This window comes from Streptococcus equinus (assembly GCF_900104225.1).
Lineage (GTDB): Bacteria > Bacillota > Bacilli > Lactobacillales > Streptococcaceae > Streptococcus > Streptococcus equinus_D.
Genome location: NZ_FNJK01000001.1, coordinates 457,340 through 471,610, shown reverse-complemented (window position 1 = coordinate 471,610; position 14,271 = coordinate 457,340). Strand labels below are relative to the sequence as shown.

General features: G+C 35.9%; 14 protein-coding genes and 1 pseudogene. 1 reads left to right on the top strand and 14 read right to left on the bottom strand.

All coding sequences use genetic code 11. The annotated features are described in order from the left end of the window. Positions 1 to 8: 8 nt before the first annotated feature. From BLP98_RS02285 to BLP98_RS02230, 12 genes are all read right to left on the bottom strand, one after another. Positions 9 to 827, bottom strand: coding sequence for a Cof-type HAD-IIB family hydrolase (locus BLP98_RS02285; RefSeq protein WP_074481712.1), 819 nt, complete (start codon positions 825 to 827; stop codon positions 9 to 11). A 147-nt stretch (positions 828 to 974) separates the two neighbouring features. Next, positions 975 to 2,300 (bottom strand): PTS cellobiose transporter subunit IIC, encoded by a 1,326-nt coding sequence (celB, locus tag BLP98_RS02280; protein ID WP_074481711.1) that lies wholly within the window; start codon positions 2,298 to 2,300, stop codon positions 975 to 977. 40 nt (positions 2,301 to 2,340) lie between these two features. Further along, on the bottom strand, positions 2,341 to 2,853 hold the full coding sequence (locus BLP98_RS02275) for a hypothetical protein (protein WP_074481710.1): 513 nt from the start codon (positions 2,851 to 2,853) through the stop codon (positions 2,341 to 2,343). 22 nt (positions 2,854 to 2,875) lie between these two features. Continuing rightward, the gene (locus tag BLP98_RS02270) at positions 2,876 to 3,190 is read right to left on the bottom strand and encodes a PTS cellobiose transporter subunit IIA (protein WP_020916861.1); all 315 of its coding nucleotides are present in this window, start codon (positions 3,188 to 3,190) and stop codon (positions 2,876 to 2,878) included. A 19-nt stretch (positions 3,191 to 3,209) separates the two neighbouring features. Next, positions 3,210 to 5,183, bottom strand: a complete 1,974-nt coding sequence (locus BLP98_RS02265) for a BglG family transcription antiterminator (protein ID WP_074481709.1) — start codon at positions 5,181 to 5,183, stop codon at positions 3,210 to 3,212. Positions 5,184 to 5,233: 50 nt separating this feature from the next. Further along, positions 5,234 to 5,551, bottom strand: coding sequence for a PTS cellobiose transporter subunit IIB (locus tag BLP98_RS02260; protein WP_074481708.1), 318 nt, complete (start codon positions 5,549 to 5,551; stop codon positions 5,234 to 5,236). Positions 5,552 to 5,859: 308 nt separating this feature from the next. Beyond that, a complete protein-coding gene (locus BLP98_RS02255) occupies positions 5,860 to 6,189 on the bottom strand; it encodes a hypothetical protein (protein ID WP_234792772.1) in 330 nt (109 codons plus the stop codon). A 179-nt stretch (positions 6,190 to 6,368) separates the two neighbouring features. Beyond that, complete coding sequence (locus tag BLP98_RS02250) at positions 6,369 to 6,671, bottom strand: hypothetical protein (protein WP_074481706.1); 303 nt, start codon at positions 6,669 to 6,671, stop codon at positions 6,369 to 6,371. Positions 6,672 to 6,863: 192 nt separating this feature from the next. Continuing rightward, on the bottom strand, positions 6,864 to 7,103 hold the full coding sequence (locus BLP98_RS02245; RefSeq protein ID WP_014334819.1) for a SemiSWEET transporter: 240 nt from the start codon (positions 7,101 to 7,103) through the stop codon (positions 6,864 to 6,866). A 101-nt stretch (positions 7,104 to 7,204) separates the two neighbouring features. Then, a complete protein-coding gene (locus BLP98_RS02240; RefSeq protein ID WP_074481705.1) occupies positions 7,205 to 8,638 on the bottom strand; it encodes a 6-phospho-beta-glucosidase in 1,434 nt (477 codons plus the stop codon). 109 nt (positions 8,639 to 8,747) lie between these two features. Further along, complete coding sequence (locus BLP98_RS02235) at positions 8,748 to 10,316, bottom strand: ABC1 kinase family protein (protein WP_074481704.1); 1,569 nt, start codon at positions 10,314 to 10,316, stop codon at positions 8,748 to 8,750. 15 nt (positions 10,317 to 10,331) lie between these two features. Beyond that, complete coding sequence (locus BLP98_RS02230) at positions 10,332 to 10,619, bottom strand: phasin family protein (protein ID WP_074481703.1); 288 nt, start codon at positions 10,617 to 10,619, stop codon at positions 10,332 to 10,334. 433 nt (positions 10,620 to 11,052) lie between these two features. Here BLP98_RS02230 and BLP98_RS02225 point away from each other — a divergent pair, with 433 nt between their 5' ends. Next, on the top strand, positions 11,053 to 11,958 hold the full coding sequence (locus BLP98_RS02225) for a helix-turn-helix domain-containing protein (RefSeq protein ID WP_074481702.1): 906 nt from the start codon (positions 11,053 to 11,055) through the stop codon (positions 11,956 to 11,958). A gap of 122 nt (positions 11,959 to 12,080) precedes the next feature. On the opposite strand, the pseudogene BLP98_RS02220 reads toward BLP98_RS02225, so the two are convergent. Further along, positions 12,081 to 12,452, bottom strand: a pseudogene (locus tag BLP98_RS02220) (CAT RNA binding domain-containing protein); the annotation flags it as partial. A 202-nt stretch (positions 12,453 to 12,654) separates the two neighbouring features. Next, positions 12,655 to 14,187 carry a ClC family H(+)/Cl(-) exchange transporter gene (locus tag BLP98_RS02215; RefSeq protein ID WP_074481701.1) on the bottom strand — a complete coding sequence of 511 codons (1,533 nt, stop codon included), beginning with the start codon at positions 14,185 to 14,187 and terminating at the stop codon, positions 12,655 to 12,657. Between the last annotated feature and the right edge of the window lie 84 nt (positions 14,188 to 14,271).

Below are 14,271 nucleotides of genomic sequence, written 5' to 3'. Positions count from 1 at the left end.
TTATTTTATCACAAATCAAAACCTTTCAAAAAATGATGTGCTAAGACTTGCAAAACACCATTTTCCTGATTTGAAGGTGCTTGGTAATGTGCAATATTTTTAATCTCTTGAGGAGCGTTTGCCATTGCAAAAGAATATTTTGCCAATTTTAACATTTCGATGTCATTTCCACCGTCACCAAATACCATAAGGTTTTCTGGACCATATCCCCAATGATCTAATAAGAAATCAAGCCCAGTTCCTTTATGAACGTGTGAGGGAATAACATCAATACAACCAAAACCGCTAGAGGTCGCCGTTAATTGATAGTCTGCAAATAATGTGTTGATTTCGTCACGAACTTGAAAGGTTAAATCATCACGAACCAACAAGGTCACTTTGAAATAATCGTCATCAGGAATTGGATGTAGATTATCAACGTATTTTAAAACCGGTAGATAATAACTCAATGAATCCTTTATCTTTTTCGGTGTTGTCACTGGTAAATATGACGATGTTTTTCCTGCTAGATTAATCACGGTGTCAGGATAATTTTCCTCGATATAATTTACCAATGCAGAAACAGCTTCCACCGTCTCGAATTCTTCTTGCAATGTCTTACCATTTTCAATAATATGTCCGCCATTTTCAGCTACAAATGACATCTGATGTTTGTGTCTTGGAAATTGTTTGATAATTTGGCGATATTGGTTACCGCTAGCAACAACAAATTTAATTCCTTCTTCCATAAAATGGTCAAAAAGTCGTTCAAATAAGACCTTATCATATGTCTTTGTATCTGTTAGAAATGTTCCGTCCATATCGGTTGCAATTACTTTAACTGTCATAACACCCTCCTTGTTCCCCATTATACGCTAGCTGACTGAAAAATTCTTTGAGTATATTCAGAAAAAATGATACTATGATACGGAAAAAATTGTTGACTTTCATTTTCGAGCAAAAAAAAGAACGGGTCAAACCCGCTCTTAATTCTATTAAGCTTCTACGCCTTCTTCTTTGAGAAGTTTCAAATCGTACATTTTAAGGAATGGGAACCAAACAAAGAATGCTGCTACGGCACAGACAAGAGCTGTGATGACGGCACCAATGTTACCACCAGTTCCGATGTAAGCACCAAGACCGATTGGAGTTGGCCATGGAGTTTGGATGATTGATACAGCGGCAAAGCCAAGTTTGATTGACCAGTATGCAATTGAAGCACAAACGATTGGTGCAAGAATGAATGGAAGGGCAAGGATTGGGTTATAAACAACAGGAAGACCAAAGATCAATGGTTCATTGATGTTGAAGATTGCAGGACCCATAGCTGCACGACCAAGCATTTTAAGTTGTGATGATTTAGCTGCTACTGCAAGCCATACACAAGCAAGAAGCATTGCACCAGAACCACCCATGATAACGTATGAGTTTGAGAATTCACCGGCGAAAGCAATGTGTGCTCCGTCAACGTTTTCTGCCATGTTTGACAAAAGGATTGGGTTAACAAGACCCATAACGATGTTAGCACCGTGGATACCAACAATCCACAAAGCGTGAACAAGAAGGTAAATAACCACAATACCAAGCCAAGAGTTTGCAATGTGACGAACGAAACCAAATGGAATAGCAACGACATTGTAAATGTCAGTACCAAGTGCGATGAACACACCATCGATAACAAGAACGACAATAGCTACAAAAGCACATGGAATCAAAGCTGAGAATGAGCGAGAAACCCCTGAAGGAACTGCTTCTGGCATTTTAACAACCCAGTGACGTTTGATACATACACGGTAAAGTTGAACAGCAAGGATAGCCATCAAGATAGCTGTAAACATACCTGAAGTTGACAAACGAGCCAAGCTGTTACCACCAACAGTCCAACCATTGATTGTAGCACCTTTAACGTTCAAATAGTCAAATGAACCATTTTTAACAAGCAACTCTGGAATTGTCAAGAAGAAAGCAAATACTGAAAGTAGAGCACCATAAACTGGATCTACATCAAGTTCTTCTTCATCAGCGAAAATTTTAGTGTATTCATAACCAATAACAATGGCAAAGTATAGTGACAAGATACCCATTGTACAGTTGTAAGCTTGCAAGTAAAGTGGTGCAATCTTATCAACTGAGTTTGCCCAAAGAGTGGTTAAGGCAGGAATTGGAAAGGCTTGTGGGATAATGCTCAAAACAAGGAACATAGATCCGACGATTGTGAACGGAATACTGGCCATACCAGCGGCAACAATGGCACGGACAGGACGCCAAGCAGATACCTTAGCCATCGGCCCCATCAAGTACTTTTCTAATAATTCAAACATTTTCTTCTCCTCCTAAAAACTGTTGAATGTTTGTTGTTAACTAATTGATTGATGCCAAATATTTTTGGATGCGATAATATTGTTTATCTGAATTACGGTTGATACGACCAATTTTAACTAACATCCATGATGAAATCATAATCCCAAGTAAAAGCATCACGATTAGGAAAATTTGACTCGTAGCATTTTCAGATAAGAATGGATAAAAATAGTGATATTGCTTAAATACAGTGGCAATAATTAAAATAATATTTAAAGCAATAATTGTTTGGAAATAAAATTGCGTTTTAATCGCAGGTTTTTGTTCCCTCGAATACATCCGTGATTGTTCCCACATACAAATGGCACCAAAGGCAGCCATAAGCACCGGAATGATAACTAGACTGATGTTACTGGCTGATAAGAACATCAAAATCCAGTACAGATTGATGAAAAAGAAGAAGGCGACGACATAACGAATGAGGAAGTAACGTGTGTAGTACATGTTTTTAATCCCGTTCTCACGTCTAGTTGCGTCTAATTCTCTTTTCTCCTTTTCTGTTAAAGCAGCCATAGCTATCTCCTTTCTTGCCTAACTAACCAATTTTTTTGTATAATTCTAACATTTCAAGTCCAACTTCACGAAGAGTCATTGTTGTCATCAAGTGGTCTTGAGCGTGAACCATGATGATTTCAACGTTAACTTCTTTACCACCTGCGTATTCTTGCAACAAGTGTGTTTGTGATTGATGGGCTTTTAGTAATTCGTCATTTGATTCTTTCAATTTTTCTTCTGCTAACGCATAGTTACCTTCGCGCATAGCATCAAATGCTTCGTGGACGATTGAACGTGCGTTACCAGAATTTAAGATAATCTCAAATGCTGCAACTTGCAATTCTTCTGAATTCATATAACTCCTACTTCCTTTTTTAAAGTGTTAAAAATATTTTTCTAAATTCATCAAATGATTGGCAAGTTAACATTTGTTCTTGAAGTTTTGGATTATCAACCAAATCTACAATGGCAGATGTCAACTCTGGTAAACCATCATTGTCATGAATTGACATTGACATTAAAAAGATAATTTTGATTGAAGGATATTGTTCATCCCATTTCACACCATTTTTAACAATCGCAACAGCAAAATGATGCTTGCTTCCTACGGCTTTCAGTGGATGTGGAACAGCAATATTTTCTCCGAATACAATCGAACTCATTGCTTCGCGCTGTTTCATCATATCTAACAAGCGTTTTTCAAATTGCTCATTTTCATTAACTGAAATACTATTTGCCAAAGTTTTAAGCACTTCTTCTTTTGTCGCATCTGACAGAAGAAAGAAATAATCTTCTGAGAAGTAGTCGTCAAACACGTCACTTACACTGAGTTCTGATTGACGATCTTCTATTCTTGCTAAAGAGGTGTTTAAGTGAGAAATTCCCTGTTTGATATCCTTCAGTTCATCATCATTTAAAAAGACTGAAACTGTAAAAACTGGAATATTGAAAATCAAGTTTGATAAATCAATAGAAGATACGATAAAGTCGATTCCTTTTAACTTTTCATCGTTGATTTCGTAATAACCAATCACATCTGAAATTGAAACTAAGTTCCCGAGCTCATTTTCAATTCGACTCTTCAACATTTGGGCACTACCATAACCAGTAGCACAGATGACTAGGACATTGTATTTACGTTGTTCCTTGTATCTTTCTTTTGCTGCCATAAAGTGAAGAGCAATGTAGGCGATTTCATTAGGTGTTAAAGTGTAAGCGCTGAAGGTTGGCATATTCTTAACCACTTGCTCTGCTAGCTTATACATGTCAGCGTATTTCGCTTGAATCTCAGCCGTTAATGGATTTTCCATAACAACTCGACTTTGCAAACGAATAAACATTGTTGATAAGTGAGCTAGAAGTCCTTCAATCAATTGAAAATCATTTTTCACAGTTGGATTGACTTGGTCGATACTGTCAATTAACTCCTGACGTATTTGCTCTTGCAATACTTCAGAAATATGACAAGCATTCCCGTGACCTTTTGAAACCAAGTGTAACGTAATGTAATCAATTTCTTCAATCGGGAAATGAATTCCTGTTGAACTTGAAACACGTTTTAGAATATTTTCTGCAATTTGACGCTCTGCCAAACCTCTCAGCACCAATTCATCTTCTGACACCTTACTGATTTGAAAACCTTCAGTAATACGTCTGATCGCTAAGGCAATATGGATGACCAAATTTTGAATCACAAAATCTGATAATTTAAGACCACCTTCCCGACATTCATCAAGGACAATGATTGTTAACTCTTCAAAAGAAATCTTTTGATTAAGCAATTCATTATCAACATATGAATGCATGGTGTTGATGAAACCAGAATCGATAAAGTAATCCATAATGAATCGACGCTTATCACGTTCTTGGCCCATCACGTAAACACCCTTATTAGCTTTGCTCTCAATTTTTAAATGATATGGTTTAAACTTTTCTCTAATCTTTTTAAAGTCACTAGATAATGTTGAACGACTGACAAACAACTCATCTGCTAAATCATCAAAATAAATTTCATTTTGTTCAAACAAAAGTTTGTTTAACAGAAAATTGTAGCGATCGTTAATATCTGTAACGTTTTGATAATTAAAATGGTTCTCATTGATATGATTTTCTTCCAAGAAATCGGCATAAGTATCATCATCTTTAATGTCTAGCTTATAACCATAACCTTGTTTTGAAATCAAATCAATTCCCGAATAGTTATCTAATTTTTCAACCAGTGTTTTATAGTAAGTTCTAATTGTTCTATCCGAACATCCTAAATGCGCTGCTAGTTCTTTACTAGTAACGAATTTATCCTTATCTTTAATAAGATATTGAATAATCTGCTTTTCTTTTTTATTTAACACAGAAGAGGACACCTCCAAGTACCATTAGAACTATTATATCACAACAGGCATTAGATATTTTCTTGAACCAAGGCCGCCATTTTTTCGATTCCCATTGGAATTGGAATGTAAGCTTGTGGTGGAATTTGAACGATTGGTTTGTTTGTTTTAGCAGCTGCATCTGCTAATTGTTTGAAGTTCATTTTAGTTTGTGGGCTAACAAGATACAAATCGTATTTATCAGCTTCGATACGTTTTTGTCCTTCTGGAACACCAACAGCATCCATTTCGATGTCTTCGCCTTTGTCTTGAAGGAATGTCATTGTTTTTTTAGCAATCATTGATGATGACATACCGCCTGCACAGATAATTAAAGCTTTCTTAGCCATAATGTGAATCTCCTTTGTTTTTTGTTTACACTGATATTATATGAAAACGCCATCATTATGTAAACGCATTCTTTTTCCTTTGCAATACGGAAAAATATTCGACTAATACGGAAATTTTCCATTTAGATACAATTTTTTCCGCATTAAACCGGCAATCACTACGGAAATTTGCTGAAAATTACTCATTTTTTAACCCAAAAAGAGCCAAGCTAAGGAAAGTTTGCTTGACTCTCTTTCATTTTTTAAATTTCCTAGAAAAAAGCAGGAATAAATAATTTTATGTAATTCATTTCTCCTTCTTAAGAAACTTACATCATACCAACGGCACCTGAGAGTTGTGCTGGACGAATGTAAACTTGATCTTCTGCCAAGTTATAATCTGACATTAAAACCTTTTTCAACTCTACATCGTTAAGATGAGATTGTAGGCTACATGTATCGTCTGATGAACCAACAACTCTGATTTTTCCTTTTAGGCCAGCATTGCTTGCCAAATCAGGAAGTTTTGCACCATTTTTCATGACAACTACGTAATCGTAACCAAATGTCTTTGACACCCATAGTTGATTTCTAACATTGTAGATACCAGCCACAACAAGAGCAACAACTAAAACAATTAATAGCATTTTTAACATCATTAATCTCCTTTAACCTAATTGTCTGAAGTATTTTTAACACTTCACCGACATTATAAGACATTCATTCAAAAGAAAACATCATTTCTTAAAACAAAATGTCTAAAATATTAACAAAGAATAATTATTGTAGACGTTTTGTGATTTCTAATGTCCTATTCCTAAAAACGACTCATTCATGCTTACTGAGTATTCTCGACCTGCACTTGAGTTGAATCCAGTCCATAATCTTTCATTAAGGTTGTTTTCAGCTCAGTATCGTTAATCTTTGATTGTACCATGCAGGTGTCTTCCGTTGCCGAAATAATCTTAATCTTTCCTTTGAGATTGTCATTTCTTGTTAAATCTGGTAACTTCAGGCCATGATGCATGGTAATCGTGTAGTGATAACCAAAACGTTTGGTAACCCCAGTTTTCAACTGGATGACACGCACAATCGCGATAATTAACAATATTCCAAAAATTATTGCTAAAATCGTCACCATAATAGCCTCCTTAGCCCCTTCATTAAGGGAACTTTAAAATTTATACGATAACTATAATCCTTTTTGAAACCCCTGTCAATTATTTTCTGTAAAGTCCTTTTTCAGAAGTTAAATAGGAAGAATAACTCACTTCCATTTAAGAAAAAAGCCTCTAAAACATTGATTTATCAACATTTCAAAGACTTTTTTAAATTATTTATAAATTATTTTACAAATAAGGATAATTCCTGCTAAGGCAACTGAGATTGTATTGGCAACGATTAAGGCTGGATCTGAAACAGAAATTCCGTGCGCTAACCATAAAGCCATACCAGTTACCGACATGGTATACATACCAAGTGAAATGGATTCAACATCTTTGGTTTTTAATACCTTGATCATTTGTGGTAAAAAACCAAAAGTCGTCAAACAAGCCGCAATATATCCAATCATAAGGACCTACTCTCTTTTCTTATAACCATGTAAAAACCTTCATGGGGTAAGAGATTACACCCCCACAAAGGTTTCATAAATAAATTAATTAATTAACAGTTTTAGACTTCTTCACCGTTAGAAGCGATCACTTTCTTATACCAGTCAAATGACAATTTAGGTGAACGTTTGTATGTTCCATTTCCTTCATCATCTTTATCAACATAGATAAATCCGTAACGTTTGCGCATTTCACCTGTACTTGCTGAAACAAGGTCGATACAACCCCATGGAGTGTAACCCATCAAATCAACACCATCTTCGTCGACAGCTTTAATCATTTCTTTGATGTGCGCACCTAGGTAATCAATACGGTAATCATCATGAACCATACCATCTTCTTCAACTTGATCGATGGCACCAAAACCATTTTCCACGATAAAGAGTGGCAAATGATACATGTCTGTAAACCAGTTCAAGCTGTAACGAAGACCTTCTGGGTCAATTTGCCAACCCCATTCAGACGCTTTGACGTATTTATTTTTAATCAAATCTTCTGTTTCAAGGTAGTCAAAGTGTGGGTTATTTTCACGGTGAGAATCGATTGCAAATGACATGTAATAAGAGAATCCGATGTAGTCAACAGTTCCCTCTTTCAAATCTGCCAAGTCTTCTTCTGTCACATCGACATTGATACCTTTACGTTCCCAGTATTTAAGAATATGATTTGGATAGAAGCCATGAACGTGTACATCAGTGAAGTAATAACGTTTTTCCATAGCTTTTTGAGCCATCAAAATGTCTTTTGGATTACATGTTGCAGGATAGATTGGACACATGGCAATCATACAACCAATTTGGAAATCTGGATTGATTTCACGGCCAATTTTAACTGCGCGAGCTGATGCTACCAATTCGTAGTGAGCTGCTTGATACATAATAGCTTCGCGATCATCGCCTTCTTTGTAGACGATACCAGAGTTTGTAAACGGTGCGAAATCTTCTTGATAGTTTGCTTGGTTATTGATTTCGTTGAATGTCATCCAGTATTTTACTTTGTCTTTGTAACGACGGAAACATGTTTCAGCGAAACGAACAAAGAAATCTACCAATTTACGGTTTGTGAAGCCACCATATTCTTTAACCAAGTGGTATGGCAATTCAAAGTGAGACAATGTGACAACTGGTTCAATACCGTGTTTCAAACATTCGTCAAACAAATCGTCATAGAATTGCAAACCTGCTTCATTTGGTTCCAATTCATCCCCATTTGGGAAAATACGTGTCCATGCAATTGATGTACGGAAACATTTGAAGCCCATTTCAGCAAACAATGCAATATCTTCTTTATAGTGGTGATAGAAATCAATAGCTTCGTGGTTTGGATAATATTTTCCTTCCACGACACCATCAGTGATTTCACGAGGAACACCATGACGACCAGCTGTCATCACGTCAGCGACACTGAGTCCTTTTCCTCCTTCTTTCCATCCACCTTCAAGTTGGTGAGCAGCAACTGCACCACCCCACAAAAAATTATCTGGTAACTTAGCCATTACATATCCTCCTTGTTTAATACATTGTCATTATAGCAAGCGGTTACAAAAATAAAAATAGAAAAAATTTCCTAAGTCATTAGGAAATTCCTTCTATCTTGTTGCAATTTTATTTTTTTAGAATGAGAACAAGGTCCCATAAAAAAAGCAGTAAAGCCACGACAAAAAGGCCATTTGATAGGATTTCGAGGCTTTGATTAAAACTTAAAATTGCCGCACTTATCAATACTGCAAAAAAGAGCATTCCCAACACAAAACGGTTAACAAGGCGGTTAAAAAATTTAATACGGTTGGTATAATCGTACAAATCATGATTAACCAAAATTCGCCCATTTAGAACTTGTTCCAAAAGTTGATTAAGTCGACGTGGGATATTTTTACCATTTTTTAACTGATAAAAAAGCTCAATCAAAAGCGTTTCTTTATTCAAAGCTTGTTTGAGCATGTCAGGTCCCATATTTTCTAGGAAATAATTCTTAGCAAGTGTCATTAAATCAACTTCCGGAGCTAATTCACGGAAAATCCCTTCAATTTGCAGCGCAGCTTTTTCCAAAATAGTAATCTGCGGTGAAGCTTTCAAGCCATTTTTAACAAAGACATTTAATAAATCCTCGATAAGATCAGTAATCGATAGGACACCTACATCAAGGCTTGAATACTTAGCAAGCATACGTTCGACGTCTTGAGCTAGAGCTGATTTGTTCATCGATGTGTCAAAACTTGTGACAGATAAAATTCCTTGCATCATACCTTCAACGTCTTGAGCGGTAAAGCTATAGAGGATGTCATTTAGAGCCACGCGCATGCCATTATCAAGTTTTCCCATGATTCCAAAGTCAATAAAATAAATTTTTCCATCGGAGATAAAAAGATTTCCTGGGTGAGGATCACCGTGGAAAAAACCATCTTTAAAGACTTGCTTGATAAAGCTTAGCATGAGTTTTTTACCAATGTCTTCTAAATCATAACCCGCTTTAATTAATTCTTCGTAATGATTAATTGGGATACCAGACACGTAATCTTCAACCAACATGCAAGGTGTCGTAAACTCATCATAGACCTCTGGACTGGCAATACACTTGCTTGATTGGTTTAACTCGGCAAAAGCAATCATGGCTTGTGCTTCATTACGAAAATCAATTTCACGTGTCAAACTTTCCTTGATTTGTTGCAAAACCTCTGGCAAATTGACCATTGGAAGCAAAGCTTTTGGAACACGTCTTGACAGACGAATCAAAAGCGTTAAATCTTCTTCAATGATTTCAGGCAAATGTGGACGCTGAATTTTAATAATGACATCGCGTCCATTTAATAAACGAGCTCGATGTGTCTGAGCTACTGACCCACTTGCCAAAGGTTCTGGCGTGATTTCAGCAAAATAAGCTGAAACTGGACCTGAAAGCTCATCAGAGATAGCCTCCATAACGATTTCTTGAGGCAAGGGAAGGACATTACTCTGTAACTTACTTAACTCTCTAACATAAGCTTCTGGAAATAAATCACTTCTGGTCGATAAGATTTGCCCAATTTTAACAAAACTTGGACCTAATTTTTCGAAAGCTAAACGAAGCTTACGCGGTGTAGACTTATCTTCTACTGCTTTTCCTTTTTCAATTAAAGAGGTTAGCCCTACTGAACTGAAGGCACCAATGATTTCTCTTAAACGTCTCCCTGACATAACCCACCAATATTTCTAATGTAAGATATTTGATTGCTTCAAAAGTGCATCAATTTTGTCTTCAAGACGAGAAACATCTTCTTTGGTAGCGTATTGAACGTTTTTAGTTTTAGCATCTAATTGACTAAGAAATTCTTGAGCTTCATCTTCACTTTTACGTTTTAGCTCAGATTGCAATTCTTTTCCTTCATCAACAGTGAGGCGACCTTTTTCAACTAATTCTTTTACAAAAGCATCTGCTTTTTCCAAAGTCATAGACGTCAAACCAATACCAGCTAAGAGAACATTTTTCAATTCTTCCATGATTAATTCCTCCTTGAATGACTAAATAGTATTATGTTTACCCTTTCATTCTACTACTTTTACTATAAAATTTCTAAAAGAAACAGTTGTTTCATAAAAGAATACTTTTTCAAATCAAAAAGCCCCACAGCAAACAAAGGAAAGGAAATCGTACTGTGGAGCTCTCTAAAAAGTAAACAATTGTGTCAAGAACACTATAAAATCATTATCTAGTTCGATCTAATTAAGGTCTTACTATCTGATTTTATAGGCTTATTATAATCGCTTGGTTTGCGACATTCTAGCATTATCCTTCTCAATTATAATACTTTCATCTGATATTTTTTGATGTTTTTTATGAAAACCTTTTCTAGTATACGCTTCCATTTTTAAACCAATTGTGCTACAATATAGAAGAACTATAATACTATGATATGATTAGAAGGGTTATTATATGAAACAACCAGACTCCGCACAAGAAATAAAAATAGATGAGAACAAACACCTTCTCCCTTATGATTATTACAGTACAGTGGTTGAAAATGGCCGTCCTGACGTGCTTTTTCACTGGCATCCAGAAATTGAAATCAATTATATCTACGAAGGTTCTGCTCGCTTTCACATTGATTATGATTACTTTAATAGTCAAGCAGGTGATATTATCCTCATAAGACCCAATGGCATGCACTCTATTCATCCTTTAGAAAATCAAAGACATGTCACTGATACTTTCCGATTTCACTTAGATATGATTGGCTATTCTATTGTTGACCAGGTAAGCTTGCGTTACTTACAACCTTTGCAGACTAGCCTTTACAAATTTGTTCCGCGTATTCAACCAGGAATGGAAGGTTATGAAGAAATCAAAGAGTGCCTCTTCACGATTTTTGAGCTTTCAAAAAACGAAGGACGTCACTTTGAACTCATGCTTAAATCAAAACTCAATGAGTTCCTCTATCTACTCTTTTATCATCATTACGTCTTACGAAAAAATACCGATGATACCTACCGAAAGAATGAACAAATTCGTGAACTGATAGATTTTATTAATAATAATTACCAAAAGAATCTATCGATTGACTACCTTTCTCAGTTTATGGGATATAGTAAAACACACTTCATGGCAGTCTTCAAACAACATACTGGAAGTTCGTGCACTGAATTTATCATTCAAGTACGTTTAAACAAGGCTTGTGATATGTTGATTAATACCTCAGATCCAGTCCTTGAAATTGCTACAGCTGTTGGATTTAATAACTTATCAAATTTCAATCGTCAATTCAAACGCTACTATGAATTGACACCAAGTCAATACCGGAAACAATTTAAAAAGAAGCATTATATTGGCCTACATCCATAAAAATTAAAAAAAGCTAAGCATATCAATTCTTGCTTAGCTTTTTGATACACCAGTAATCCTTCTTGTAAAAAGCCAATTATAACAAGAAAAGAAGCTAGGCATTTTGCCTTAGCTTCTTTCTATTTGCGAATTTCCCAAGACAAAGGGTTTTGAATAACCAAATTTTCACGAGTTCTCTGCAGCGTGTAGTGCAAATGGTCAGCAAGAGCAATATAAAAAGCTGTATCAAATGTCATTTTTAATACTTCTTGCCCATGCTTAATAATATCAAGAACTACTTCTGTCTCTAGTGGTGACAAGTCAATGTAGACACGCGTTAATTCATTTGTAGCAGTACTATCTTGCATAACAAATGTTTTTTCAACTAAAGCAGGCTCAATTTCATCGCCAGATTTCTTTTGAAAACCAAGACCTCTTCCCATAACAATGATTTCTTCTCCTTGGTCACCTTTAGCCAAGACAACATTGTTATTATAGACTTTATCTATCTTCATTATATCTACTACTCCCTCAAAAATTTCGGAAAGAAAAGGCAAAACTAGCGTACACAAAAGGTAATGTGTTTCGAAACACAATGACTTCATATGTACACTAGGTTTTGCCTGCTTAACCAGTAACAATCCTCTTACTGATATCCATTGTACCAAAACTCCCTTCAAAATGAAAGGGGATACAAAAAAGATTTTATAACTCAAATTACATTAACAATTTTCGAACCTTACCAATTTCTGGCTCATTAACGACTAAGAAAATCGTATCACCAGCATTTAAAATAGTACTTCCACAAACCACTTCTGATTTTTTGTGATGAATTTGTGTTGTAATGAGCACATTCTTAGGCAAGGTTAAATCACGAACACGTTTACCTGCAATTTTACCTGATACAGTTAATTCAATTAACGTTGGTTCAATCACTTCACGATCTTTTGGAACTGATAATTTTGCTAACATTGCTTCATAGATTGGTTCACCTTTTAGCACATCCATAATGATATAAGCCACAAGCGTCACAATCGCAATCGTCATCAATTGACGGAAATCTCCCACCATCTCAGTCACCAAAATAATACCGGTTAGCGGAGCTTTAGAAATAGCCCCAAAGTACCCAGCCATACCAAGAACAATAAAATTAACCAAAACCGATGTTTCAATTAAACCTAGTTGCTGCGCACCAAGACCAAAAGCAAATCCTAATAGTGACCCCAAGGTCAAAATGGGAAGGAAAATACCGCCTGGTAAACCACTAGCATAGCTGAGCGTGCTCCATACAAAACGAATAATGAAGTAAAGACAAACAACTGCTAAGGTTAAATGACTTGTCGAAAGAGAAGTAATTAAGCCATTTCCACCACCCAATAATTGTGGGTAAAAATAACCAATTGGTAAAATCAGAACCGCTGCAAAAATACCATAAAAATAATTTGGAAGATGGCAGATTTTACCTAAGAAATCATAAAAAATACTTCCATTCAAAGTTACTTTTTCATAAAAATAACCCATTACTCCTAAAAAAGCACCCAGTAACAAAAGAATCCAATAATCATTTAAGGGTAAAATGGCAAGATCGCTTGGCATTGCAAGAACAGGAGTTAAACCAAAAATGTTCAAAGAAATAAAATTAGCCACCAAACTAGCAACAAGAGCTGAAATCCAGACCAATCGTGAAAATTGATGATAAATTTCTTCAACCACAAAAAGTAAGCCAGCAATTGGGGCATTGAAAGCAGCTGACAATCCTGCTGCCGCACCACTTGCAATAAAAACACGTTGTTCTATTCGTTGAGCTTTCAATGATTTTGCCACACCTTTTCCTGCCATGGCACCTAATTGAATACTTGGACCTTCACGCCCTAGCATAAATCCCATTGAAATCGCAAGGACACCACCGACAAATTTTTTCCAAAGCACAGACCACCAGTCAGGGTGAAGCAAGCCTTTTAACTCACCTTCGACATGCGGAATTCCGGAACCTTTTATATCCGGATCTGACTTAACTAGAAAGCCAATGATTATAACAATAACGACACTGACTAGCAAAATCAAGCCTAACAAGGCCGGCTGTTCATGTGATAGCTCATAACATTTTACAACTTGTGCAAAAATTTTAGCAATCAAGAGACGAAAGAGACTGACCACACTTCCTGAAACACAGCCTACAATAACACCACGCCATACAAAGCTTAAAATTGAGGACAGTGAAAATTCGTACTCTCTACGATAACTTTCCATTTTAGACTCCTAACTAATCCTATTGAAAATGCCAAAATAATTTCAAACTTTTTTCAAAAAATATCTCACTACTATTTTATCAAA

Excerpts from the sequence above, each read along its gene's own strand:
- BLP98_RS02285 (WP_074481712.1), bottom strand. The coding sequence starts at position 827 with ATGACAGTTAAAGTAATTGCAACCGATATGGACGGAACATTTCTAACA.
- celB (WP_074481711.1), bottom strand. The coding sequence starts at position 2,300 with ATGTTTGAATTATTAGAAAAGTACTTGATGGGGCCGATGGCTAAGGTA.
- BLP98_RS02275 (WP_074481710.1), bottom strand. The coding sequence starts at position 2,853 with ATGGCTGCTTTAACAGAAAAGGAGAAAAGAGAATTAGACGCAACTAGA.
- BLP98_RS02270 (WP_020916861.1), bottom strand. The coding sequence starts at position 3,190 with ATGAATTCAGAAGAATTGCAAGTTGCAGCATTTGAGATTATCTTAAAT.
- BLP98_RS02260 (WP_074481708.1), bottom strand. The coding sequence starts at position 5,551 with ATGGCTAAGAAAGCTTTAATTATCTGTGCAGGCGGTATGTCATCATCA.
- BLP98_RS02255 (WP_234792772.1), bottom strand. The coding sequence starts at position 6,189 with ATGATGTTAAAAATGCTATTAATTGTTTTAGTTGTTGCTCTTGTTGTG.
- BLP98_RS02250 (WP_074481706.1), bottom strand. The coding sequence starts at position 6,671 with ATGGTGACGATTTTAGCAATAATTTTTGGAATATTGTTAATTATCGCG.
- BLP98_RS02245 (WP_014334819.1), bottom strand. The coding sequence starts at position 7,103 with ATGATTGGATATATTGCGGCTTGTTTGACGACTTTTGGTTTTTTACCA.
- BLP98_RS02240 (WP_074481705.1), bottom strand. The coding sequence starts at position 8,638 with ATGGCTAAGTTACCAGATAATTTTTTGTGGGGTGGTGCAGTTGCTGCT.
- BLP98_RS02235 (WP_074481704.1), bottom strand. The coding sequence starts at position 10,316 with ATGTCAGGGAGACGTTTAAGAGAAATCATTGGTGCCTTCAGTTCAGTA.
- BLP98_RS02230 (WP_074481703.1), bottom strand. The coding sequence starts at position 10,619 with ATGGAAGAATTGAAAAATGTTCTCTTAGCTGGTATTGGTTTGACGTCT.
- BLP98_RS02225 (WP_074481702.1), top strand. The coding sequence starts at position 11,053 with ATGAAACAACCAGACTCCGCACAAGAAATAAAAATAGATGAGAACAAA.
- BLP98_RS02215 (WP_074481701.1), bottom strand. The coding sequence starts at position 14,187 with ATGGAAAGTTATCGTAGAGAGTACGAATTTTCACTGTCCTCAATTTTA.